Here is a 22,370-nt window from a genome sequence, read left to right as displayed (position 1 = left end):
AGAGTCAATAATTCCACTCCCGTGAGCTCAATAAAATAAAAAATGGTAATACTAATTCAATGTAAAGACCAGGTGGGCCTGGTGGGAGCAGTAGCCAATATCTTCGCGGCTATGAACATTAATATTGTAGCCATGCGGGAACATGTTGATACTATTGACAACCGTTTTTTTCTTCGTATAGTCGTTGACGGCAGTATAGATACAATTGTAGCCGGGCGCCAGCTCAAAGCCGTTTTACCTGCTGACGCCGAAGTGAAAATCAGCCACCAGGCAGAAAAAAAAATAGTCGTACTGGTAACAAAAGAATATCATTGCCTGAGTGATATACTTGTAAGAAATCATTTTAAAACTTTGGGTGCCAGTGTACAGTGCGTCATTGGCAATCATGCTGCGTTGGAAGAAATTTGTAAACGCTTTGATATACCTTTTTACCTTGTATCAACCGATAATACAGACAGGCCCGTTTTCGAATCTTCCCTGCTTTCCATTATTAAAAAATGGGGAGCGGATTATCTTGTACTGGCAAAGTTTATGCGTATTCTTTCTGCTGATTTTGTTGAACAATTTGCTTTTCAAATCATCAACATTCACCATTCTTTTTTACCTGCTTTTATTGGCGCCAGTCCGTATAAGCAGGCGTACGAAAGAGGCGTAAAGCTGATAGGTGCCACCGCTCATTTTGTAACCAACCAATTAGACGAAGGCCCTATCATCGCCCAGCAAATTATTCCAGTTACCCATTCTTTTACTACTGCTGATATGGTGCGTTCCGGTAAAGAGATTGAGACGGCGGTATTAGCCAGGGCTTTACACCTGGTATTTGAAGACCGGGTTTTGATACATAAAAACAAAACAATCGTTTTTGAATAATGACCATTCCCGAAATAAATATTCATACAAAACAAACACTAAATTACTATGAATAAACTCACCCTTATTTACTGTTACGATGCCTACTGTGGCTGGTGTTACGGCTTCAGCCCGGTTATTAAAAAAATTGTATCGCAGTATAAAGAAGAGTTCTTTATTGAAGTGTTGAGTGGCGGCATGATGGTAGGAGAGCATGTAATGCCAATTGAACAAATTGGCCCCTACATTCAGAAAGCCTATCGCCGGGTAGAAGAACTAACGGGCATCCAATTCGGCGAAGATTTTTTATGGCATATTAACAATCCGGATAAAAGTGATTGGGTAATGAACTCTGAAAAACCGGCCATTGCATTGTGTGTTTTTAAAGAATACTACCCGGATGATGCGATTCTTTTTGCAAGTGATTTGCAGTATGCATTGAATTACGAAGGCCGCGATTTGGATGATGATGAAGCCTATCGTCACCTGCTGCAAAAATATAAAATACCTGAGGAGGAATTTTACACAAAACTAAAAAGTGAAGCATTTAAAGAGCAGGCGCATTATGAATTTGCCCTGTGCAAACACCTGCAGGTAACCAGCTTTCCGCAGGTATTAATTCAACAAAATGACAGCAAATTTTATTTGATTGCTAAAGGCTTCAGCGATTATGAAACAGTGAATGAGAGAATTCAGCATGTGCTGAAAGAATTGCGCTCGTCGCCTGAAGAGGAGTAAATCGAAGCTTATAACAGTTCAAAAAAAATTACAAAACAGCGGAATGCTAAAACCCTGCTTCTTTACGAAACAGGGTCTTAATCACTCAATCAAAAAACCAAAATAACCATCTTTATTATTGCTGCCTGTTGGGCCTTTGTGGCCGTAAGGCAGGTTCAATATCATCTTTCCATTTTTTAAATTGCTCGTCGGTAAAAATCTGTTTTAACTGTTCATCACGGTCAATGTTCAGTTTTAACATCTTACTCCTCATCGCTTCACGGTCCGGGGTTGCACCGCCACTCATCATAGCTTCCCGCTCCTTTTGCATGGTAGTATAGTAAGCCGTAAACACACTGTCGGTTTTAGCCTGCTTGTCTTTGTCCAGTTTAAAATCAGCCAGCTTTTCATCTACTGCTTTTACTCTTTCTTCCACTGTTAACCGGGGACCACGCTGATCTTGTGCTGATACAAAACCAATTGTCAAAAAAAGGGCCAGTATAGATAATGCGATTTGTTTTTTCATAATGATGTATTTCTTGTTTTCTGAATGATTAGACGACCTTTTTAAAAAAAACAGTCGTTTTAAATAATTATTTTTTTCGCTCATCCGGTTTTTTATTCAGCATGGTATAAAACAACGAATCAAATTTGGGCAGCTGTGCAGGTGTGCATATGCTTCTTACAGCTTTAAAATGGGTAAACATTTCTACTTCCATTTCTTTTTGTTTCATACTTGCTATACCTGCGATGGTATTGATGGATGAGTCGCTGAAATTATCAGCCGATAATTGTTTAACCTGTCCTTCCTTATCTTTTCTTGCAGCTTCAAACATCGATCTTACTTTTCTTTTATGCCGCTCAGTCAGTGAATCATATTGCGTTAATTGATTCTGGCTAAAGCCAATTTCTTTCTGCAAAAAAGTTGTCATCATGACTTTTCTTTCCGCCCGCATATTCCTTCTTTCAGAAGGCCGGCCGTTCAATAAAAATACCAGCATAACTATATTCGTCACCAGCAAAAAACCGATAATAAGCAACAGCAATTTATTATTTGGTTTCGTATTCATTACATTATTGGTTTTCGATATTATCAATCGTTGCAAGGTTATTGTATTCATCCTCTTCGTCCGCAGCCGTTGTAAATGAACGCTCAGTAGTTATTTTAGACGTGTTATAATTTTTATAAAATAGTACGGAAATATTAATGATGACCAGGAAACATATGCCCGCCACCATCACAGCCGGCCTGCTTATAAAACCAGCTATGTTTTCCCATGTATTTTTTACCGGATTGTTAAGCCGTGCCTGGATACGTGTTAACAGGTAAGGAGCAGGTGCAGCCCGCTCAATGTGATTTAAACTATTTAAGGCATCTTCAATTTCCTGCTCAGTATTCTTATTATTTTTCATGACTGTTTTTTTTATTGGGCTCCTGCAGATAATAATTTTTTAAACTTTTTTTAAGGCTTGATTTTGCCCTGGCCAACAAAGATTCCACCGCATAAAAACTGGTGTTCATAATGGCTGCAATTTCCTGGTTATTCAATCCTTCTATTTTATTCAACGTAAAAGCGATACGTTGATTTTCGGGTATTTGTTTAAGGGCTTTAAACAAAACCGCGGCATTTTCCTTATTCTCTAATTGTACCCCAGGGTGATTAAATTCTACCGGATTATATTGTTCTTCACCATGCTCGCCAAACAAATTTTGTATAAATGCAAAACGCTTTTTACGTTTCTTTTTTTTCTCACTGTCCAGGGCCTTTGCTATGGCTATGCGGTATAACCAGGTTGATAGTTTTGCCTCTCCTTTAAAAGATCCTATTGACTGATACACCTGCAAAAATACTTCCTGTGTTATATCCTCCGCGTCCAGTTCATTCTGTACAATGCTTACAACTGTATTGTACACCATATCCTGGTACAGCCCCACAATGTCTGCAAATGACTGCTGCTCGCCCTGCTGTAATTTTTTTATTAACTCCGCTTCAGATTGGTTCAACACTAACAGTTTTTAAATCCAATCTAAAAATAGTTAAAAGGATGGATTTCTTCCAACTGGTCGGTTCATACCTTCTCTTCCCCTGAACTCCCCATTAAAGCTTTTGGCTGCTACACCAAAATTTCGCAGACTGTAGGTAAAAGTGAGCATAAAATATTGTTGCAATACCTGGCTTTGTGCATCTTCAATGTAAGCGCCTGTTACCGTGCGCACAATGCTCTGGTTTTGTTTTAATAAATCAAATACTGATAATTTTAATTCGCCGGCTTGTTTTTTCAGGAATTTTTTTCCGATCGCTGCATTCCATAGCCAGAAATGCTGGTTCAGTCCGGCGCTCAAACCACTATAAGATTGCCCGGTGATATCATTTCTTACAAACCATCCCTTCTTATCCAATAAGTTTAATTGAAATCCGGCTGTTTGATTTACATAATTGTTAGTAGAAGCAAAAGTCGATGTGGTTTGCGCATTATTAAAACTGGCATTATACGACAGGTTAAAATCTACATATTCACTGATATTACTTGCCAGTACTACCCCTGTGTTATATGCATAATTATTGGTAATAGAAGCTGTATAATTATTCAACCCCGGCAACCGGGAATAAGAAAATCCTGCATTTAAATTAATGTTTGTTTTTATAGGATTAATTGGCATGCTGTAGGTTAAAAAGGTACGCAGGCTTTTATAGCCATCCAGGTTAACCGGCTTGGTAAGCTGTGATCCTTTTTTCAATTGTATCCCTTGTTGTATAACCGTATCCTGCTGGGCTATATATATCGCATTGGAAATGTAATTACTGGCTGTTTGTAAAAACACGTTCGCAATAAAGCTGCGGCTGGTTTTAGAATTGGTATAGGTGTACCGGCCGGAAAGCAGGTTGGTATACGATTCTTTCAAAGCCGGGTTGCCAGCACTAACCCGTAATGGGTTGGAAAGATTAACCACATCCTGTAATTGATTTACAGATGGAAAATTGGTTGAGGCCCTGTAAAATACCCGGATATTGCTGCTGGCAGAGAACTTTTTACGCCACATGGCATTGGGTAAAATATCGGAAAAAGTTTGATTAACAGATGACACGATCGGAAATATCCGCTGACTTTCTAATCTGGCATTTTGGAAGTTTACGCCGAAAGACAATTGCTCATCCCTGTTTTTTGATCTGCGATAATTCAAGCCCGCATTATTGGTTGTAATAGTGTTATCAAATTTGTTTGACAGTGTAGAATCAAACATGGAATATTTCTGTCCGTCAAAAGAAAAAGTCTGCTGATCAGCCTTGTTTTTTTGTACAGATGGGGTATAATCAACTTGCAAAATACCGATCTTACCAATTGGCTCTGTGTAGGCAATGTTACCCCCAATCGTATGTCCGTTGGTATTGTTATCATACAACTGTTGCTGCAGCGAGTCAACAATTGCAGCATCATTAAAAAAGCGGTATTGCGCATTGGTTACGCTGTTGCCATCATTCTTCGTATAATTTGTATTGAAGCCTAAAGAAAGGGTGCGGCCCTTTTTTGCAAAAGAGTGACGGAACATAATATTGTTGCGAATATTAAAACCTTCCCGCTCGGCCGTATTCCTGTTGATAGATGTATTCAACGAATCGCCCGCTCCATAAAAATTTTGTAAAGAAGTCAGGCCGCTGGAATTGTAATTCTGATAATTCAGGCTCGGTATTATAAAAAGCGAGTTGGAGGAATCTATTTTATACTCTAGCCGCATATTGATGCGGTGGTTATTATTGTTGGCGATGGAATTGGATTGCTGTGTGCTGAAAAGATTTTTAGGGGAAGAAAATGTTTCTGTGTTTACCACAGACTCGTTGCTGTTATTGCTGTTGTTGAAAAAATAACTGCCTGTAATAGTCACTTTTTTATCAATCACATTACTGTAGTTTATACCAATGGCATTGGTTTTACTTATGCCGGGTGACTGGCCGACGGAAAAATTATCTGTATTGCCACCACCCCGTCCGCCACCGCCTCGTCCGCCACCGCTGCTGGTAACACCCAGCAAATCCTGCGAACCAAAATTTTGCTGATTGATATTATTGAAATTGCCAACCAGGGAAATTCGACGGTTGCCATTAAAAAAACTGATATTACCTCCCGCAGCATAATGATCGTCTGTTCCATACCCGCCATAAATGCGGCCAAACTGCCCGTTTTTGATACCTGATTTAGTAACCACATTGATAGCCTTTACGCTGTTGCCGTCATCAAAGCCGGTCAATTGCGCCTGGTCGCTCAGCCTGTCAAAAACCTGTATTTTATCCACCACTTCAGACGGTAAATTTTTCAATGCCGCAGAAGCATCATCCCCAAAAAAATCCTTTCCATCAATCGTAACTTTCTTTACCTGTTCACCGTGCGCCGTTACTGTACCATCTTTATCTACGGTAATGCCTGGCATCTTTTTTATAAGATCTTCGGTGGTTGCATCGGGATTTACTTTATACTGACTGGCGCTGTATTGTGTGGTATCACCTTTTTGCGCCACTGGCGGCGCTTTCGAAATAATTGTTACATCACTGAGGTCTTTTCCCTGTCTTGTAAAATGCAACACACCCAGGTTTTTTACGCTGTCACCAATAATAACCGGCCTGATCAATTGCTGGTATCCGATTGAACTAACGGCAATCAAAAAACTATCTTTAGGTAAATCGTTCAGTTCAAAATTTCCGGCGGCATCCGTAACAGTGCTTTTTATCTCATTTTTTGCTGAATCTTTTTCTAAAAAAATAACGACTGATGCGCCTCTTACAGGAGCATTCGTTGTGGCTTCCTGTATTGTGCCTTTCAGGCTACCATTTTGAGCATAAACACCTGTTGCGCTAAAAATTAAAAAAAGAAAAGCGCTCGTAAATTTTGTCATGTATTGCAGTTTATATTACTCATAAGACGACGATATTGAATAAAACAGGCGATTTTGTTAACTTTTATTTTTATTGATGATATTATTTACAAAAAATGTCATCAAAGAAATCCGTTTAAAACTTTATGCATTTTTTAAAATTTAACAATCCGTCAATCAGTACAGAAGTTTATCTTTGATGCTCAAAAAATTACAGTTTATGGATTATAACAGACTCGTTTCAGTAACCGGCTTAGGCGGTTTGTACGAATTATTGTCTTCAAAAGCAGATGGTGGCGTAGTAAAGTCGTTGGAAGATAAAAGCACCAAATTTGTAAGTACCCGATTGCATAATTTTTCGCACCTGGAAAGTATAGAAGTTTTTACTGTAAAGGACAATGTGAATCTTGTAGAGGTATTTACCGCCATGCAGACCAGCACAGAAAAATTACCCGATGCTAAAGCGGATAACAAAGCAATCAAAGCCTATTTTGAAAAAGTATATCCTGATATGGATTTTGAAAGAGTGTACAACAGCGATATGAAAAAAATGATCCGCTGGTATGACCTTTTAAAAACAAATAATATTGAAATTAAATTATCAGAAAATACAGAAGCGGACGCTGCAGCACACGAAGTAGCAACACCAAAGGCGAAGGCACCGGAAACGAAACAGGTAAACGTAAAAGCAGCGCCGCCAAAAAAAATAAACTCACCAAGGAAGATGGCTTAACCGCTAAACGTTATTGATTGTTCCTAAAAAAGGAACAATATGTTACACTACCGTAGTTACCTAAACTACGGTAGTGTTGTTAGATAACTCAACGAAATTCTTATGTACACAGCAGCAATTGAAAAAACACCGCGTCATTTTGTTCCGGCCAATTTTGTTTTAACCGACTGGCAAAGCCTGGAGCCCTTTTTTAAAGAGTTACTGGATAGAAATATTGATACGCCGGAGGCGCTTGAACAATGGATGAAAGATCAGAGCGAACTGGAAGCGGTGGTAAGTGAAGATGCCTGCTGGCGCCAGATAAAAATGACTTGTGATACAGAAAATAAAGAATTGGAAGAAGCATTCAATTTTTACTGTTTGCAAATACAACCCAACATCGAGCCTTATACGGATGCGTTAAATAAAAAATTAACCAGCCATTCGCTGGCGGCCAGCCTGGATACAGAAAAATATTTTACCTACCTCCGCAACATCCGCAAAGGAATGGAATTGTTCAGGGAAGAAAACATTCCTTTACAGGCAGAATTATCTGTATTGAAACAGCAGTATGGAGTTATTTCAGGCAAGATGACGGTGACGATGAACGGCCAGGCTTATACCTTGCAGCAGGCTTCTAAATTTTTGCAAAGCCACGACAGAAGTGTAAGGGAAGAAGTGTACAGGAAAATACAGGATAGAAGACTGCAGGATAAAGACGCGTTGAATGACTTATACAATCAGCTGATTGAAAAACGTGCGCAGGAAGCGGTTAATGCAGGATTCAGTAACTACCGTGATTATCGTTTTAAAGAGCTGGGCAGGTTTGATTATACCAAGGAGGATTGTTTTGCTTTTCACGAGGCTGTAAAATTGCATGTGCTGCCTTTGGTGAACATTATTTATGAAAAGAAAAAAAAGAAATTAGGGCTGGATACCTTACGCCCATGGGATACCGATGCGGAGCCCGCAGGCACCGAGCCTTTAAGACCTTTTAAAGAAAGTGCAGAACTAATCAATAAAACAGTTGACTGCTTTACAAAGCTGCGTCCGTTTTTTGGTGAGTGTCTTCAAAAAATGCAGGAGCTAAAACACCTTGACCTGGAAAGCAGGATTGGCAAGGCTCCCGGTGGATACAACTGCCCTTTGGCAGAAAGTGGAGCTCCCTTTATATTTATGAACGCTTCCGGCCAGATGAATGATGTAACCACCATGGTGCATGAAGGTGGCCACGCAGTACATTCTTTCTTGGCACATCCGCTTGCTTTATCTGGCTTTAAAGAATACCCAATGGAAATTGCCGAAGTTGCCAGTATGGCAATGGAATTGTTTAGTATGGAACATTGGGAAGTCTTTTTCAATAATAATGAAGAATTGTTAAGGGCTAAAGAACATCAGCTGGAAAGAGTAATTACTATTTTTCCATGGATTGCTATTATTGATAAATTTCAGCATTGGGTATACGAAAATCCAATCCATACAGTAACAGAAAGAACGCAACAGTGGAATGCTATCCTCAATGAATTTAAAGATGATGTGATTGATTATTCCGGCCTGGATGAATACCGTAGCAATGCATGGCAACGCCAGTTGCATTTGTTTGAAGTGCCTTTTTATTACATTGAATATGGTATTGCGCAGTTAGGTGCAATCGGCATGTGGATGCAGTTTAAAAATAATGCTGAAAAAGCACTGGATAATTATTGCAATGCGCTAAGCCTGGGTGCTACCAAAACATTACCGGAATTGTACTCAACCGCAGGATTAAAATTTGATTTTTCGCCTGCACAAATTAAAGTGCTGATGGAATTTGTGAAAAAAGAAATGGACCAGCTGAATTAATACCGGGAAGCATTATTGCTGGCAATCGCCGCAAATACCATTTACCACCATGGCGGCATGCCTGGGCTTAAAACCTTGCGGAAGTTTTACTAACGGAACCGTTACTTCCTCGAGGCAAATGGTTTTGCTGCAGGCATCACAAACAAAATGTACATGGTCATCATGGTGGTGACCCGCTTCGCAATTATCTTTACACAAAGCATATAAAATCGAATTGTCTGTCGTTGGAATAATATGTATGATGCCTTTGTCAACAAAGGTTTGCAGCGTACGGTAAACGGTTACCCTGTCAAAACTGGCGCCCGTATTTTTTTCAATATCCGCATGAGCAAGGGCTCCATCGCTGTTTAAAAATAATTCCAGTATTTTTTTCCGCCCATCAGTAACACTGAGCTGGTTCTTTTTAAAAATGTTGAGTAAGGTTTCCATTGTAATTTCTTTTTAGGATAAAAACCTGTTTAAAATTCATACCGCATTCAGTAAAGAATTTAAATAAATCAATAACTTTTCAATTCCCGGTTTTGATGTTTTTCTTTCAGCAGCCCGGCAATGTCTTTCAATAGTTTCTGCATTTCCGCTTCCTTTAATCCGTCATAAATTCCCCTAACCCTGGTTTGTTTATCCACCAGCGCAAATAATTGGGTATGTATAAACTGGTCTGCTATATTTTGCGATGTGTCGGGTTTATTGTTATCAATAAGATAACTATGGCGGGCCATGTTGTATAAAGATGTCTTATCACCCGTCACAAAATTCCACATTGGATTGGCCGGTGTTTGTTTATCACCAGTTAAGGTATCATAGGCGATTTTATAAGTACCATCTGTATTTGTTTCCAGCTTGCCATTCAGCATTTTTTGTTCATACTTTTTCAGCAATGGTACAGAATCTGTCTCCGGCATGCAGGTATGTGAGATAATAATAAAATTGCTGTCAGTCTTAAATGCATCATATACCCGGCGCATGTTGGCGTTCATTTTAGGGCAAATTCCTTTACAGGTGGTAAAGAAAAATTCAGCCACATATACTTTTCCATCAACCTCTTTTTCAGAAATGGTTTTGCCGTTTTGATTGGTAAAAGAGAAAGCCTGTACATTATTATTAATTACCGGCAGGTTGGATTGTGAAATATCAGTCTGGCTGAATACATAGATAAAATACACTCCAAATAACAACACAAAGAACCCTACATACCACCACTTCTTATTCATACAATTATTTTTTTACAAAGCTACATCCAAACCCATTGTTAAAAACCGCCGTTTCAAAATCATTTGATTTTTCAAAACTTGCAACGTTATTGCAAATATACTATCTTTGCCCTTCTTTAAAATGAATATAAAAATCAATTGGGATGCGTTGGGAATTGCTACATCTGTAGCCTGTGCCATACATTGTGCTTTGCTGCCGGTATTGATCAGTTCCCTGCCAATTTTGGGAATCAATATCATCCATAATTTAGTTTTTGAATGGGCCATGATTGGCCTGGCATTTATTGTGGGCAGTTATTCCTTGTTTCATGGTTATATCAAACACCATAGGTCTGCAGTGCCGGTTTTGATATTTTCCATTGGTTTTATTTTTCTTGTGTTAAAGCAGTTTGCCCCAAAATTTGAACTGCAGTTTTTATCTATTGCCGTACTCTTCATCATTTCTGCCCATTTTTATAATTACCGGCTTTGTCACCAAAGCAAATGCAGCTCACCTCATCACCAGCATTAATTTATTTGCTACCCTGCATTATACTGACGCTCTTTAAAGTTTCATTCTTTGTAATGTGTGAACGAACCTTTATTTTTAAAGAATAAAACTCCCCACATGCGAAAAATAGGACTGCTTCCGGTGTTACTGTTTGTTTTGAATACTGTCTTTGCTCAATCTGCGGATGAAAAAGCAGTTCGCAATGTGATGGCCCAGCAGACAAAAGACTGGAACAATGGCGATACAAAAAACTTTATGAACAGCTACTGGAAAAGTGATTCCCTGATGTTTGTTGGCAAAGGTGGTGTTACGTACGGCTGGCAGCAAACGCTTGATAATTACAATAAGCATTACCCGGATACAGTGGCAATGGGCAAGCTCGACTTTAATTTGTTAAGCGTAAAACGTTTGTCAGCAGAATATTTTTTCGTAGTAGGTAAGTTTCACCTGGCAAGAAGCATTGGCGATTTAAGTGGTGCATTTACATTGCTGTTTCGCAAAATCAATAACCACTGGCTGATTGTTACAGACCATAGCAGTTAATAAGCCCGCGTACAAACCAAAAAACATTTTTAAATAAGTAATTTTTATTTGTCTGGTAAAGACCTAAGTTCATTACTCTCCAATCTCTTTCCACCCCTTCCATTTTTTTCTTAAATAATTAATCAGCCACGCAAAACTTAGTAAAAACCATACATAAAAAATATAATTACCCAGGGAAGGAGCGCCTTCAAAAAAAGCATATCCAAAATAAATTCCAGCGCACATATTCACCAGCATCCAAACAATAGCCATCGAAATTGTCTGAACAATGCGTATTAAAAATAATTTTACGTCCGGTTCTTCCATAAACAACAATTGAACAGGTTTTTATTTCAGCTCAGCCAAAGCTATGTCTTCCTTAAAGTTACCGCATGCAAACTATTTTATAAGCAAGTTTTTAAAGGCTGCGCTGTCTCCATTAAAAACATTAAAATCAACATACGCGTCAATGCCGTTTACCTGGCCCGTTTCATTGTGTTGCCAGAACAACCAATCCCTTTCAATGTTCGGTTTATCTTTTACCAGGTAATGCGCCACCCATAAAGGGTATTGGTCAAATTTTTTACCCAGGTAATTTTTATAAAAGAAGGCATTGGTATAAATGATAGGCTTAACATGGTAATGTGCCTCTACCATCGTCAGCCAGTCCTGTACTCCCTGCTGCAATTTCTCAATAGTGGTAAAGCTGATGTATTCTACATCCAGTACCGGTGGAAGATCGCCCGTTTTTAATGTTACAGTTTCTATAAAATTTTGAGCCTGCAGTTTGCCGCTTTTGGATGGAACATAAAAATGATACGCTCCTCTTGCTATATCCGCCTTTTTAGCTTCCGACCAGTTTTTATCAAACTGGTCATCTACATTTTTAACACCTTCTGTAGCTTTTATAAATCCAAATCCAATGCGAATGTCTTTTATCTGCATCGCCTTTACGTCATCCCAGTCAATCTTACTCTGATGGCGGCTTACATCAATACCATGAATAGTGTAATTGGCCGGAATATCAATGCCAAAACCATCATAATGAATAAAACGCGGCTTGTAAAAAAAATTGATGCCGTAATAATACACAGCTGCTGTAACAGCCAATAGCACGAAGGAAATAATCAGTATTTTTTTTGACGGAGTTTGCTTTTTTCTTTTTGCCACCTTTTAAGAATAGCTGCAAAAGTGCATAAAACTAACAACATTGCCGTCTAAAATCACTAACAGGTAAGCGGTTACAGAACTATGTAAGCGGTTTTTTAACAAGATGGAAGCAATTTAAACAGGCCTCAGACGTTAGTTTTGCTCTTTGCTGTAACATAAACCTTAGCAAAAAAGTCAATTAAAAAATCCTGGATATGGTAGCAAGCAAATATTTTATTACCTGTGCTTTACTGGCAACTTCTGTTAGTGCTGTCGTAGCTCAAAACAGGTTAGATTCCTCGAAAAGAGTATTGTTGGCTTCAGCAGACCTCCGCAGTGAAAAAGAATATATTATAAAGGAGGCAAATGTTATTTTCCCGGAAATATTAAAGGGCAATGAAGAAAAAGCAGTGGCGTATATCAGTTCATTCAGCGATAACAGAAGAGGTTACCTGCAGAACATGCGAATGAAAAGCAAAAAAATGTTGCCACAGGTAAACACTGTTCTCAAAAAATATAATTTACCAGAAGAACTGGCGGTATTGATGCTAATGGAGTCTGCCGGCGATGGTAACGCAATATCAAAAGCAGGTGCAGTAGGTTACTGGCAATTTATGGATGAAGTAGCAAAGGAATATGGTTTAAAATGCGTAAAACGCTTGAGTACGGAAGACAGGAAAAAGATGCTTAAAAAAAATCCAAGGAAAGCCAAAGCATTTTTTAAAGCGTTGGCAAGGCAAAAAGACGACCGCAAAAATTTTAATAAATCTACGCTTGCTGCAGCACGGTACCTGCACGACAGAAGCGTGAACCTGGACAATGATTGGCTGCTGGTAGTAGCAAGTTATAATTGTGGCGTTGGAAATGTTTGGAACGCAATGGAAAAAAGCGGTAAAACCAATCCAACATTCTGGGATGTAAAAAAGTTTTTACCGGCAGAAACACAGGCTTATGTGATGAACTTTATTACGTTGAACGTTATCTTCAATAACTACGATAATTTTACCAACAATAACCTCAGCTTTACCCCGGTTAAAATTAAAGTGCCCGACAATTGCGCATTTGTCAGCCCTCCTGAAATGGAGTAGCAGCACGTTAATACATAAAGAAGTCAAAATATTGTAATATCCGGCTAGCTTAAGCCGGTTATTTAGTTTAATAATAGGTTGATGAACTAACTTCGTGATATGCCCCAAATCAATAGGAACGATACCATCAACCTGGCCAGCAAACTCACTTTTAAGAGGTGCTGGAACGGTATCAAAGTCCTCAGCAGTTTTTATATCAGCAAGCTGATGAACAGGCCGGTGCAATGGGGTTACCCTGTATCCATTTCTTTTGAACCCACCACCAGCTGCAACTTGCGCTGCCCGGAATGCCCCAGCGGGTTGAGGGCTTTTACCAGGCCTACGGGCATGTTGCAAAAAGATTTTTTTACCCGAACCATTGATGAAATTCACGAGGAATTACTCTACCTTATTTTTTATTTCCAGGGCGAACCTTACCTGAATCCGGACTTTCTGGAAATGGTAAAATATGCTTCTTCAAAAGGTATATACACTGCCACCTCCACCAATGCACATTACCTGAACGATGCAGCCGCAAAAAAAACGGTAGAAAGTGGTTTGGACCGGTTGATTATTTCAATTGATGGCACAACTCAGGACGTTTACCAGCAGTACCGCATTGGTGGAAATCTGGATAAGGTAATAGAAGGCGCAAAAAATATTGTCAGGTGGAAGAAAGAACTGAATAGTAAAACGCCTTTTGTGTTTTTTCAGTTTTTAGTTGTGAAGCCGAATGAAAACCAGGTAAACGACATTAAAAAATTAGCCGCCGAAGTGGGGGTAGATGAAGTTCGTTTTAAAACAGCACAGATATACGATTATGAAACTGACCCTAACCAATTGATCCCGGCAACAGACAAGTTTAGCCGGTATAAAAAAAATGCGGATGGCAGTTACACCCCCAAAAATAAACTGGCCAACCGTTGCTGGAAGATGCATCACGCCAACGTTATTACATGGGATGGACTTGTTGTTCCTTGTTGTTTTGATAAAGATGCTATGCACCGGCTGGGTAATTTAAAAACACAGTCTTTTAAATCCATCTGGAAGAACGATAATTACAAACAGTTCCGCAATGATTTAATGAAGAGCCGCAAAAATATTGACATCTGTGCTAACTGCAGCGAAGGCGCTTCGGTATGGAGGGATTGACTATTACCAAAATTTCATTTTTGAATTAATTACTTTTAATCTTTTGCCGTCATTGCTTTTTGACGCAATGGTTTATAATTTGCTTATTTAATAATATGAAAGAAATAAGTTTCAACAACCGCTTACGCCAGGTGCTAATGATAGGCCTTATCCTTTTCCTGGTTATTGTTTTTATTAACCAACTGTATATTTTTTTACCCGGTATTCTTGGAGGGATAACCTTGTACATCCTGACAAGGAAATTATTTCAGCAATTAACGCTGGAAAAAAAATGGAATAAGTCAGCAACGGCTATCCTGTTTATTTTTTGTTCCCTTCTCATCATTTCCATCCCTGTTTATTTTTCTGTTATAATGATTGAACCAAAAATCAATTCCTTAATAAATAACCAGGAAGCCGTAATGCAGGGTGTAAAAACTTTCTCTGATAAAATTCAAAGTACTACCGGCTTTGTATTATTTTCTGATAAGAATACGCAGGCTATTTCACAAAAAATTTCTGCCTTTATACCCAGCCTGATCAATAGTACAGCAACTATTTTAACGAATCTTATCATGCTGTTTTTTTTATTGTATTACCTGCTGGTAAGTGGTAAAGAGATAGAAAAATATTTAAACCATATCATTCCTTTAAAATCGGAAAATGTAGATAAACTGGCTGCTGAAACCATTTTAATGGTAAAGGCCAATGCCCTGGGTATACCCATTATTTGCATAGTGCAAGGTGCTTTTGCTGCCCTTGGTTATTTACTATTTGGCGTACAGGAATGGGGTATGTGGGGTTTTGTAACGGGCGTGTTTGCATTTTTTCCGCTGGTGGGTACCATGATCATTTGGGTGCCGTTGGTAATTTACCTTTATTCAACGGGTCATAATTATACCGCTACCGGCTTAATGATTTATAGTTTTGTAGTTACCGGCAACGTTGATTATATCACGCGGTTGGGATTATTAAAAAAAATGGGCAATGTGCACCCCATGATCACGGTGCTGGGCGTAATAGTAGGATTAAAGTTATTTGGTTTTATAGGATTGATATTTGGACCTTTGCTCATCAGTTATTTTATTATCCTCATTAAAATTTACATTAATGAATTTACAACCGAAAAAGAAATTAAAGATTTAGGGGCATGAGTATAGATAAAGATATTAAGCAGGCAAGCTTTAAAAGCGAACATCAGAAAGCGATGGTAAATTTAATTTTTACCTATAACTGGACGACGGAACAATTAAAGCAATTATTTGAAGAGGAAGGCCTCACTATGCAGCAATTTAATATTTTACGCATCTTAAGAGGAAGCACCAAACCCTTATCCACTTTGCAGATAAGGGAACGCATGCTGGATAAAATGAGCGACTCAAGTCGCATCGTAGACCGCCTGGTTTTAAAAGGCCTGGTAAAAAAAATAACCTGTAAAACTGATAAAAGGCTGGTAGATGTAACCATTACCAGCAAAGGTTTGAAACTACTGGAAAAGCTGGACGCACAGGAAGACAAAATGGAAAATATTTTTAAATCCCTCTCTAAGATAGAAGCAGAAACACTAAACACACTTTTAGATAAAATCCGCCAATCCAATTAATTATTATAATGCAGCGATATTTCTTTTTTTTATTCCTTACCATTTTATTCATCTGTAAAAGTCAATCACAAACAAAACCTGAGTTTCGGGGTGTATGGGTTGCTACTGTAGATAACATCGACTGGCCAACGAAAGGCAATTTTAACAGCGAGGCTCAAAAAGCAGAATTTATAAAACTGCTGGATATGCACCAGCGCAACGGCATCAATGCATTGATTATGCAGATCCGGCCAGCGGCCGATGCCTTTTATCCTTCCCAGTACGAGCCCTGGAGCGAATGGCTCACAGGCGTGCAGGGGCAGCCGCCCGTTCCCTATTACGATCCGCTGGAATTTATGATAACCGAAACGCATAAACGGGGCATGGTGTTTCATGCCTGGATGAATCCTTACCGGGCTGAGTTTACAATCGGTACTTCTTCCATTTCTGCCACGCATATCACCAAATTGCATCCAGAGTGGTTTTTAACTTATGGAGATAAAAGATATTTCGATCCCGGCAATAAAGAAGTGCAGCAATATGTAGCCGGCGTTGTAAAAGATGTGGTGAACAGGTACCCGATTGATGCCATTCATTTTGATGATTACTTTTATCCGTATCGAATTGCAGGCGTTACGTTTCCTGATAATGCCAGTTATCAGCAATATGGCAATGGCTTAACAAAAGACGACTGGAGAAGAAGCAATACAGATTCCATCATCGCCCTGTTAAGCAGGGTAATAAAAGCAACCAATAAAAAATGCCTGTTTGGAATCAGCCCTTTTGGAATATGGCGCAGTGTTGACAGGGATCCGGTAAATGGCAGTAAAACCAAGGGCGGCGCCAGCAATTATGATGACTTATATGCCGACATTTTATTATGGCTAAAAAATGGCTGGATAGATTATGTAGCCCCGCAATTGTATTGGGAATTTGGTCACCGTACTGCGCCCTACGATTTGTTACTAGACTGGTGGAACAATCACACGTTTGGCCGGCAGTGTTACATCGGCCTGGGGATTTACAAAGCAAACGTTAACAAGGCCTGGCGTGAAACAAGCCAGCTTCCCAGACAAATAGAAGCCTTGCGTACCAAACCTAACATACAGGGCATGATTTTTTTCAGCAGCAAGTCTTTTGAAAATAATCCCAATGGCTGGAGTGACAGTCTGCGCTTGCATTATTTTAAAGAGCCTGCTGCAATCCCGGCAATGGACTGGATAAAATAATGGCATAAACTCTCAAACATCTTATTTCGTCCTGTTTAAATTTGCGGCTGTAATTTAAGCTTCTGTCTTTCATGCAAACCGTTTTTATCTACCTTTGTTTTTAATTGTACAAATAAAATTTATGCTATGCCCGGATTTGAATTTTTTGGAGCAGAAGAACGCAAAGAAGTAAATGATGTATTAGAAACCGGTATCCTGATGCGCTATGGATTTGATGGCGCAAGAAAAGGTATCTGGAAAAGCAAAGAATTGGAAGCGGCTGTGTGTGCAACTTTTGGCTGTAACTATGCACAGTTGGTAAGTAGTGGTACGGCTGCGTTGACCACGGCGATGAGTGCTTTGGGTATTGGCTACGGGGATGAAATTATTTTACCGGCTTTTACTTTTGTAGCAAGTTTTGAAGCGGTGCTTTCTGTAGGTGCTGTGCCCGTTTTGGTAGATGTAGATGATACATTAACCCTTAGTCCTGAAGCGGTACGTAATGCCATCACCCCAAAAACCAAATGCGTGATGCCTGTGCATATGTGTGGCAGTATGGCTGATATGGATGCACTGGCAGCCATTTGTAAAGAACACAACCTGATATTGCTGGAAGATGCCTGCCAAAGCATTGGGGCTACTTATAAAGGTAAAAAGGTGGGTACTATTGGCGATGCCGGCACTTTTAGTTTCGACTTTGTTAAAACAATTACCTGTGGCGAAGGAGGTGTGATAATGACCAACCGGGAAGATGTGTACACCGCATGCGACGGTTACAGCGATCACGGACATGATCATAAAGGCGGTATGGACCGTGGTGCAGATTTGCACCCTTTTATAGGTTACAATTTCAGAATCAGTGAACTGCATGCTGCAGTAGGCCTGGCACAAATAAAAAAGCTCGATAATTTTTTATCTATTCAGCGGAACAATAACAAAATACTTAGAACTATTCTATCCTCCATTCCTGAAGTTACTTTTAGAAGGGTTCCGGATGAAGCCGGAGACAGCTGTAGTTTTTTAAGTTGGTTTTTGCCTACAGAAGCCATCACGAAAGCAGTAGTTGCAGAATTGAAAGCTCAGGGAATTTTGGCCGGTAATTTTTACTGGTTTGTAAATAACTGGCATTATATCAGCAAATGGGATCACCTCAAAAATTCCGTTACGCTAAGTCATTTGCATCCCGATTTAAAAGCTGCTGTAATGCATCATGCCAATAAAGATTTCAGCGCAAGCAACGCTGTGATGGGACGCTGCATATCTACCGCCATTAGTTTATCCTGGACAGAAGAACAGATTAAAACCAAAGGAGAACAAATGAAATCAGTTATCAGCAAAATTTTAGAAGAACACCAGGTAACAGCCTGATAAATTTATTTTTTCAAAAAAAGGCATACGGTAACCCGTTTGCCTTTTTTAATGGCTCCGAAATTTTCCTTCCATCCTGTCGCAGTCATCTACGCTGCCCAATCTAAATTTAAACGGAATTTTAGCAGTTTTTTCCAATTTTATTTCCTGTTTGCAAAAAAAGCCCAATTGTGAGGCATAATAACCCGGCGATAAAAAAGGTTTGGGAGAACCAACCTGCCTCAAAAGTGGATTGATTGAAAGTACTGCTGGCACTACGTTTGAAGCCATTTTAGCTACTGGCAAGGGCGTCTTTACGGGTACTAAAACCTGCGAATAAATATCCGGTGCAACAAAAATCATGCAGAAAAATAAAATTTTAGCTTTTTTATACACTTTTCAAGTTTCAATGTTTGTAAATTTACGTTTTAATAAGAGCAGTAGTTCGAATTTTTGTACAATATTTCCAATGTTTACCATCTACCAGTACTTAAACTGCAATGATGCTTCGCTTCAATTATAGTTCCGGATTGGTAGAAAAAACCGGTAATCAAAAAAGTATATTCATTAATCGTTTTAAAGAACCCGAATAAAACATATGGCATTAAGTCAGGGATTATATCAACGGCAATTACAAAAATTATCGCCGCAGCAAATTCAGCTAATGAAATTGTTGCAGGTGCCCACAGCATTATTGGAAGAGCGTATAAAAGAAGAACTGGAAGAAAATCCTGCCCTTGAAACCGGGGAAGAAGAAGAAGCGGAAGAATTTGAGAATGATGTAACAGAAGAATTTGAATCGCCGCTGGATGAATTTGAACCAGATGGCAGCCAGGACGAATACGAAAGCATAGATATAAGTGATTATGTGCAGGATGGAGATGATGATATCGCAGATTATAAAATGCGGGACGAAAATTATCCCGAACAGGATGACAGCAAGGTAATACCACATAAAGTAGAAACTGGTTTCAATGAACTCATGCTGGAACAGTTGGGCCAGCTAAGCTTGAACGAACACAAACAAGCGGTAGCCGAACAAATTATTGGTAACCTGGATGATGATGGCTACCTGCGCAGGGATATCAGCGCTATTGTTGATGATTTGGCCTTCAGGCAAAACATCATTACAGATGAAGAAGAAATCAGCCAGCTTATTTTGCAGATTCAGCAATTTGACCCGCCGGGTGTTTGCGCCCGCAACCTCCAGGAGTGCCTGTTGATACAGCTGGAAAGAAATGTGCACCAGGGCAAACATGTGGAAATGGCGATCAAGGTACTGGATAAATACTTTGAAGAATTTACCAAGAAACATTACGAGAAAATTCAGCGTGGTTTAAATATTACGGATGATCAGTTGCGAGAGATCATCAACCAGATAATAAAATTAAATCCCAAGCCGGGAGGCAACATCGGTGAAAGCAGTAAGGGGGAAGGTTATGTGATTCCCGACTTTTTTATTATCAACAATGCTGGCAAATTAGAGCTTACACTCAATAGCAGAAATGCACCAGACCTGCGCATCAGCGAAGGTTACCGGGATATGCTGAAGGATTACGACAAGGGTTCAAAAAAAGATAAAAGACAAAAAGAGGCGGTATTGTTTATCAAACAAAAAATTGATGCTGCCAAATGGTTTATTGATGCTATAAAACAAAGACAGCACACGCTGCTGAGTTCGATGGACGCTATTATGAATTACCAGTATGACTTTTTTATAACCGGCGATGAAACAGAACTGCGGCCAATGATTCTGAAGGACATCGCAGAAAAAACTAATCTTGATATCAGTACCATCAGCCGCGTTGCCAACAGTAAATTTGTACAAACAGAATTTGGTACCTACCGGTTAAAGTTCTTCTTTAGCGAAAGTCTGCAAACCGACAGTGGCGAAGAAGTAAGTACAAGAGAGGTTAAAAAAATACTAAGCGATTTAATAGAAGGTGAAAGCAAAAAGCGCCCGCTGAGCGACGAACGTTTAACTGAACTGTTGCAGGAAAAAGGTTACAATATTGCAAGAAGGACAGTAGCCAAATACCGTGAGCAATTAAATGTGCCGGTGGCAAGGCTAAGAAAAGAATTATAAATCATCTCCCGAACCGGATCATAAAAAATATCAAATGCTGAATAGTGAATTGTCTTTGCAGGACAATATTGGGCCGGCTGCAAAAAACAACCAGCCATTTATTGTACGATTGCTTGCACATATTATCTCGATTGTTTTTCATCCATTGTTTCTGCCGATTTATGTTGGTTGGTTTTTAGCTTTTATTCACCCTTCGTATTTTTCCGGGTTTAGCGTTCCTTATAAAGCAAGAGTATTGTTAATGGTTACTATTAACGCCGTTGCCTATCCGTTAATTACTGTTTTGTTGCTGAAAGCGTTGGGTTTTATTGATACTGTTTTTTTCTATACCCAGCAAGACAGGATATTGCTATACATAACGTCTATGATATTTTTCTTTTGGGCACAGTATTCTTTAAGAGAGCAACCAGAAATACCAAGGATATTGGTGGCATTTATGTTTGGTGTTTTTATTTCGTCAGCCGCCGCTTTAATTGCCAATATTTATTTTAAAATAAGCATGCATGCCATTGGTATGGGCGGACTTATTGGTATTGGTTATGTAATCATGCGGCAAAATACCATGTTAATGACCTGGCCTTTAAGTGCAGCATTTTTAATAGCCGGGCTGGTTTGCACTGCAAGGTTAATTGTCAGCGATCATACTCCAAAAGAAATTTATATGGGCTTGCTGGTGGGCTTTATTTGTCAGCTGGTAGGTGCCGCTATGCATCTGTAAAAAGAAGAAGACCCCGTCCAATTTCGGGGTCTTTGCTCTTCTGTCGTGCCTAACAATAAAAAGGTAAACTGTAGAATTTTACGCCTTCGTATTAAGAATTTTAAAAAGTTATGTCAATATAATGCCTGCTATGAAAGATAGTACTCATACGTGACTTACACATCTTTTATAATAAGCGGTTGGTAAATGATTATGCCTGCTAAAACAAAATTGACCAATCAAAATTTCCATTTAATGGAAGATGAATACCGGGATAAATTTGCTGAATAAATGGTACAAACGGATAAGCGGCCTTTTAAAAAGGACTTACAAAAAAGAGGTTTCAATAGTCAGTGGTTTTTCAGGTTAACAATCTGTTGATTGCTTGGTTTCAATATATAAATCGTTTAAACAAAAACTTTATTGCCATCACAATAAAAAAACAAAAGCGGTGGTATTTTGTTTTTTCTTATCTTAACATCTTTCAAAAAAGATTACTACGATTGCATGCCGGTTGAACTCATCAAATAATTATTTTAGCCATGCATTTATCCCCGAGAGAATCTGAAAAGTTGTTGCTTTTTTTAGCCGGCGAACTGGCAGAAAAGAGAAAAGCAAGAGGGCTTAAACTAAACTATCCCGAAGCCATTGCGCTTATCAGCAGCCATTTACAGGAAGCCGCAAGAGACGGCAAAACAGTAGCCGAACTCATGCAGTATGGCTGTACTATTCTTACATCAGCTGATGTAATGGAAGGCATTCCGGAAATGATACATGAGATACAGATAGAGGCTACTTTTCCGGATGGCACCAAACTGGTAACGGTACACGATCCGATAAGATCGACCACAACTGCACCTTAAAAGAAGGTCAGTAGATCAGCGATCAGGTTT

General features: G+C 39.2%; 25 protein-coding genes. 15 read left to right on the top strand and 10 right to left on the bottom strand.

Translation table 11 applies throughout. The features are described from left to right. The first annotated feature begins 42 nt into the window (after nucleotides 1–42). Together purU and QWZ08_RS21445 are read left to right on the top strand one after the other, a co-directional pair. Complete coding sequence (gene purU / locus QWZ08_RS21450) at nucleotides 43–870, top strand: formyltetrahydrofolate deformylase (protein ID WP_290339609.1); 828 nt, start codon at nucleotides 43–45, stop codon at nucleotides 868–870. Between the two features lie 48 nt (nucleotides 871–918). Next, a complete protein-coding gene (locus QWZ08_RS21445) occupies nucleotides 919–1,587 on the top strand; it encodes a DsbA family protein (protein WP_290339608.1) in 669 nt (222 codons plus the stop codon). A 115-nt stretch (nucleotides 1,588–1,702) separates the two neighbouring features. Here QWZ08_RS21445 and QWZ08_RS21440 read toward each other — a convergent pair whose 3' ends face one another. The 5 genes from QWZ08_RS21440 to QWZ08_RS21420 all read right to left on the bottom strand — a co-directional run bounded on the left by QWZ08_RS21440 (nucleotide 1,703) and on the right by QWZ08_RS21420 (nucleotide 6,454). Further along, nucleotides 1,703–2,092 carry a DUF4890 domain-containing protein gene (locus QWZ08_RS21440; protein ID WP_290339606.1) on the bottom strand — a complete coding sequence of 130 codons (390 nt, stop codon included), beginning with the start codon at nucleotides 2,090–2,092 and terminating at the stop codon, nucleotides 1,703–1,705. Nucleotides 2,093–2,159: 67 nt separating this feature from the next. Further along, complete coding sequence (locus QWZ08_RS21435; protein ID WP_290339605.1) at nucleotides 2,160–2,636, bottom strand: Spy/CpxP family protein refolding chaperone; 477 nt, start codon at nucleotides 2,634–2,636, stop codon at nucleotides 2,160–2,162. A 4-nt stretch (nucleotides 2,637–2,640) separates the two neighbouring features. Beyond that, on the bottom strand, nucleotides 2,641–2,979 hold the full coding sequence (locus QWZ08_RS21430) for a hypothetical protein (RefSeq protein ID WP_290339604.1): 339 nt from the start codon (nucleotides 2,977–2,979) through the stop codon (nucleotides 2,641–2,643). Continuing rightward, entirely contained in the window at nucleotides 2,969–3,571 is a 603-nt protein-coding gene (locus QWZ08_RS21425; protein ID WP_435387622.1) for an RNA polymerase sigma factor, read from the bottom strand. Before QWZ08_RS21425 ends, QWZ08_RS21430 begins: the two co-directional genes overlap by 11 nt. 33 nt (nucleotides 3,572–3,604) lie before the next feature. After that, nucleotides 3,605–6,454 carry an outer membrane beta-barrel protein gene (locus QWZ08_RS21420; RefSeq protein ID WP_290339602.1) on the bottom strand — a complete coding sequence of 950 codons (2,850 nt, stop codon included), beginning with the start codon at nucleotides 6,452–6,454 and terminating at the stop codon, nucleotides 3,605–3,607. Nucleotides 6,455–6,653: 199 nt separating this feature from the next. Here QWZ08_RS21420 and QWZ08_RS21415 point away from each other — a divergent pair, with 199 nt between their 5' ends. Together QWZ08_RS21415 and QWZ08_RS21410 are read left to right on the top strand one after the other, a co-directional pair. Then, the gene (locus QWZ08_RS21415; RefSeq protein WP_290339601.1) at nucleotides 6,654–7,166 is read left to right on the top strand and encodes a DUF5606 family protein; all 513 of its coding nucleotides are present in this window, start codon (nucleotides 6,654–6,656) and stop codon (nucleotides 7,164–7,166) included. Between the two features lie 102 nt (nucleotides 7,167–7,268). Then, nucleotides 7,269–8,987, top strand: a complete 1,719-nt coding sequence (locus QWZ08_RS21410; protein WP_290339600.1) for a M3 family oligoendopeptidase — start codon at nucleotides 7,269–7,271, stop codon at nucleotides 8,985–8,987. Between the two features lie 12 nt (nucleotides 8,988–8,999). Here QWZ08_RS21410 and QWZ08_RS21405 read toward each other — a convergent pair whose 3' ends face one another. Continuing rightward, the gene (locus QWZ08_RS21405; RefSeq protein WP_290339599.1) at nucleotides 9,000–9,416 is read right to left on the bottom strand and encodes a Fur family transcriptional regulator; all 417 of its coding nucleotides are present in this window, start codon (nucleotides 9,414–9,416) and stop codon (nucleotides 9,000–9,002) included. A 68-nt stretch (nucleotides 9,417–9,484) separates the two neighbouring features. After that, entirely contained in the window at nucleotides 9,485–10,198 is a 714-nt protein-coding gene (locus tag QWZ08_RS21400) for an SCO family protein (protein ID WP_290339598.1), read from the bottom strand. A gap of 121 nt (nucleotides 10,199–10,319) precedes the next feature. On the opposite strand from QWZ08_RS21400, the gene QWZ08_RS21395 reads away from it, so the two are divergent. Together QWZ08_RS21395 and QWZ08_RS21390 are read left to right on the top strand one after the other, a co-directional pair. Then, entirely contained in the window at nucleotides 10,320–10,709 is a 390-nt protein-coding gene (locus QWZ08_RS21395) for a MerC domain-containing protein (RefSeq protein WP_290339597.1), read from the top strand. Between the two features lie 96 nt (nucleotides 10,710–10,805). Continuing rightward, complete coding sequence (locus QWZ08_RS21390) at nucleotides 10,806–11,231, top strand: YybH family protein (protein WP_290339596.1); 426 nt, start codon at nucleotides 10,806–10,808, stop codon at nucleotides 11,229–11,231. A 72-nt stretch (nucleotides 11,232–11,303) separates the two neighbouring features. Here the strand turns inward: QWZ08_RS21390 and QWZ08_RS21385 are convergent, their stop codons facing one another. Next, entirely contained in the window at nucleotides 11,304–11,537 is a 234-nt protein-coding gene (locus QWZ08_RS21385) for a hypothetical protein (protein WP_290339595.1), read from the bottom strand. A gap of 72 nt (nucleotides 11,538–11,609) precedes the next feature. After that, nucleotides 11,610–12,380 (bottom strand): glycoside hydrolase family 25 protein, encoded by a 771-nt coding sequence (locus tag QWZ08_RS21380; protein ID WP_290339594.1) that lies wholly within the window; start codon nucleotides 12,378–12,380, stop codon nucleotides 11,610–11,612. 194 nt (nucleotides 12,381–12,574) lie between these two features. On the opposite strand from QWZ08_RS21380, the gene QWZ08_RS21375 reads away from it, so the two are divergent. The 6 genes from QWZ08_RS21375 to QWZ08_RS21350 all read left to right on the top strand — a co-directional run bounded on the left by QWZ08_RS21375 (nucleotide 12,575) and on the right by QWZ08_RS21350 (nucleotide 18,715). After that, nucleotides 12,575–13,447 carry a lytic transglycosylase domain-containing protein gene (locus tag QWZ08_RS21375; protein WP_290339593.1) on the top strand — a complete coding sequence of 291 codons (873 nt, stop codon included), beginning with the start codon at nucleotides 12,575–12,577 and terminating at the stop codon, nucleotides 13,445–13,447. Between the two features lie 99 nt (nucleotides 13,448–13,546). Beyond that, the gene (locus QWZ08_RS21370) at nucleotides 13,547–14,578 is read left to right on the top strand and encodes a radical SAM/SPASM domain-containing protein (protein WP_290339592.1); all 1,032 of its coding nucleotides are present in this window, start codon (nucleotides 13,547–13,549) and stop codon (nucleotides 14,576–14,578) included. Nucleotides 14,579–14,673: 95 nt separating this feature from the next. Next, nucleotides 14,674–15,711, top strand: coding sequence for an AI-2E family transporter (locus QWZ08_RS21365; protein ID WP_290339591.1), 1,038 nt, complete (start codon nucleotides 14,674–14,676; stop codon nucleotides 15,709–15,711). Beyond that, on the top strand, nucleotides 15,708–16,160 hold the full coding sequence (locus QWZ08_RS21360) for a MarR family winged helix-turn-helix transcriptional regulator (RefSeq protein ID WP_290339590.1): 453 nt from the start codon (nucleotides 15,708–15,710) through the stop codon (nucleotides 16,158–16,160). Before QWZ08_RS21365 ends, QWZ08_RS21360 begins: the two co-directional genes overlap by 4 nt. An 8-nt stretch (nucleotides 16,161–16,168) precedes the next feature. Beyond that, nucleotides 16,169–17,368, top strand: coding sequence for a glycoside hydrolase family 10-like protein (locus QWZ08_RS21355; RefSeq protein ID WP_290339589.1), 1,200 nt, complete (start codon nucleotides 16,169–16,171; stop codon nucleotides 17,366–17,368). Nucleotides 17,369–17,494: 126 nt separating this feature from the next. Further along, nucleotides 17,495–18,715, top strand: a complete 1,221-nt coding sequence (locus tag QWZ08_RS21350; RefSeq protein ID WP_290339588.1) for a DegT/DnrJ/EryC1/StrS family aminotransferase — start codon at nucleotides 17,495–17,497, stop codon at nucleotides 18,713–18,715. A 48-nt stretch (nucleotides 18,716–18,763) separates the two neighbouring features. Here the strand turns inward: QWZ08_RS21350 and QWZ08_RS21345 are convergent, their stop codons facing one another. Further along, nucleotides 18,764–19,057 carry a hypothetical protein gene (locus QWZ08_RS21345; RefSeq protein WP_290339587.1) on the bottom strand — a complete coding sequence of 98 codons (294 nt, stop codon included), beginning with the start codon at nucleotides 19,055–19,057 and terminating at the stop codon, nucleotides 18,764–18,766. A 235-nt stretch (nucleotides 19,058–19,292) separates the two neighbouring features. On the opposite strand from QWZ08_RS21345, the gene rpoN reads away from it, so the two are divergent. From rpoN to ureA, 3 genes are all read left to right on the top strand, one after another. Next, a complete protein-coding gene (rpoN, locus tag QWZ08_RS21340) occupies nucleotides 19,293–20,780 on the top strand; it encodes an RNA polymerase factor sigma-54 (RefSeq protein WP_290339586.1) in 1,488 nt (495 codons plus the stop codon). A 34-nt stretch (nucleotides 20,781–20,814) separates the two neighbouring features. Further along, nucleotides 20,815–21,498 carry a hypothetical protein gene (locus QWZ08_RS21335; protein WP_290339585.1) on the top strand — a complete coding sequence of 228 codons (684 nt, stop codon included), beginning with the start codon at nucleotides 20,815–20,817 and terminating at the stop codon, nucleotides 21,496–21,498. A gap of 521 nt (nucleotides 21,499–22,019) precedes the next feature. Next, nucleotides 22,020–22,340, top strand: a complete 321-nt coding sequence (gene ureA / locus QWZ08_RS21330) for an urease subunit gamma (protein ID WP_290339584.1) — start codon at nucleotides 22,020–22,022, stop codon at nucleotides 22,338–22,340. Nucleotides 22,341–22,370 lie beyond the last annotated feature (30 nt).

Origin of the sequence: Ferruginibacter paludis, assembly GCF_030409685.1 — a bacterium.
GTDB lineage: Bacteria > Bacteroidota > Bacteroidia > Chitinophagales > Chitinophagaceae > Ferruginibacter > Ferruginibacter paludis.
The sequence above is the reverse complement of the archived record's forward strand: the minus strand, read 5'-3'. Positions and strand labels throughout refer to the sequence as shown.

Excerpts from the sequence above, each read along its gene's own strand:
- QWZ08_RS21335 (WP_290339585.1), top strand. The coding sequence starts at position 20,815 with ATGCTGAATAGTGAATTGTCTTTGCAGGACAATATTGGGCCGGCTGCA.
- QWZ08_RS21405 (WP_290339599.1), bottom strand. The coding sequence starts at position 9,416 with ATGGAAACCTTACTCAACATTTTTAAAAAGAACCAGCTCAGTGTTACT.
- QWZ08_RS21390 (WP_290339596.1), top strand. The coding sequence starts at position 10,806 with ATGCGAAAAATAGGACTGCTTCCGGTGTTACTGTTTGTTTTGAATACT.
- QWZ08_RS21375 (WP_290339593.1), top strand. The coding sequence starts at position 12,575 with ATGGTAGCAAGCAAATATTTTATTACCTGTGCTTTACTGGCAACTTCT.
- QWZ08_RS21420 (WP_290339602.1), bottom strand. The coding sequence starts at position 6,454 with ATGACAAAATTTACGAGCGCTTTTCTTTTTTTAATTTTTAGCGCAACA.
- QWZ08_RS21370 (WP_290339592.1), top strand. The coding sequence starts at position 13,547 with ATGCCCCAAATCAATAGGAACGATACCATCAACCTGGCCAGCAAACTC.
- rpoN (WP_290339586.1), top strand. The coding sequence starts at position 19,293 with ATGGCATTAAGTCAGGGATTATATCAACGGCAATTACAAAAATTATCG.
- QWZ08_RS21440 (WP_290339606.1), bottom strand. The coding sequence starts at position 2,092 with ATGAAAAAACAAATCGCATTATCTATACTGGCCCTTTTTTTGACAATT.
- QWZ08_RS21345 (WP_290339587.1), bottom strand. The coding sequence starts at position 19,057 with ATGATTTTTGTTGCACCGGATATTTATTCGCAGGTTTTAGTACCCGTA.
- QWZ08_RS21400 (WP_290339598.1), bottom strand. The coding sequence starts at position 10,198 with ATGAATAAGAAGTGGTGGTATGTAGGGTTCTTTGTGTTGTTATTTGGA.
- purU (WP_290339609.1), top strand. The coding sequence starts at position 43 with ATGGTAATACTAATTCAATGTAAAGACCAGGTGGGCCTGGTGGGAGCA.
- QWZ08_RS21385 (WP_290339595.1), bottom strand. The coding sequence starts at position 11,537 with ATGGAAGAACCGGACGTAAAATTATTTTTAATACGCATTGTTCAGACA.
- QWZ08_RS21415 (WP_290339601.1), top strand. The coding sequence starts at position 6,654 with ATGGATTATAACAGACTCGTTTCAGTAACCGGCTTAGGCGGTTTGTAC.
- QWZ08_RS21445 (WP_290339608.1), top strand. The coding sequence starts at position 919 with ATGAATAAACTCACCCTTATTTACTGTTACGATGCCTACTGTGGCTGG.
- QWZ08_RS21435 (WP_290339605.1), bottom strand. The coding sequence starts at position 2,636 with ATGAATACGAAACCAAATAATAAATTGCTGTTGCTTATTATCGGTTTT.
- QWZ08_RS21395 (WP_290339597.1), top strand. The coding sequence starts at position 10,320 with ATGAATATAAAAATCAATTGGGATGCGTTGGGAATTGCTACATCTGTA.
- QWZ08_RS21410 (WP_290339600.1), top strand. The coding sequence starts at position 7,269 with ATGTACACAGCAGCAATTGAAAAAACACCGCGTCATTTTGTTCCGGCC.
- QWZ08_RS21350 (WP_290339588.1), top strand. The coding sequence starts at position 17,495 with ATGCCCGGATTTGAATTTTTTGGAGCAGAAGAACGCAAAGAAGTAAAT.
- QWZ08_RS21430 (WP_290339604.1), bottom strand. The coding sequence starts at position 2,979 with ATGAAAAATAATAAGAATACTGAGCAGGAAATTGAAGATGCCTTAAAT.
- QWZ08_RS21360 (WP_290339590.1), top strand. The coding sequence starts at position 15,708 with ATGAGTATAGATAAAGATATTAAGCAGGCAAGCTTTAAAAGCGAACAT.
- QWZ08_RS21355 (WP_290339589.1), top strand. The coding sequence starts at position 16,169 with ATGCAGCGATATTTCTTTTTTTTATTCCTTACCATTTTATTCATCTGT.
- QWZ08_RS21365 (WP_290339591.1), top strand. The coding sequence starts at position 14,674 with ATGAAAGAAATAAGTTTCAACAACCGCTTACGCCAGGTGCTAATGATA.
- ureA (WP_290339584.1), top strand. The coding sequence starts at position 22,020 with ATGCATTTATCCCCGAGAGAATCTGAAAAGTTGTTGCTTTTTTTAGCC.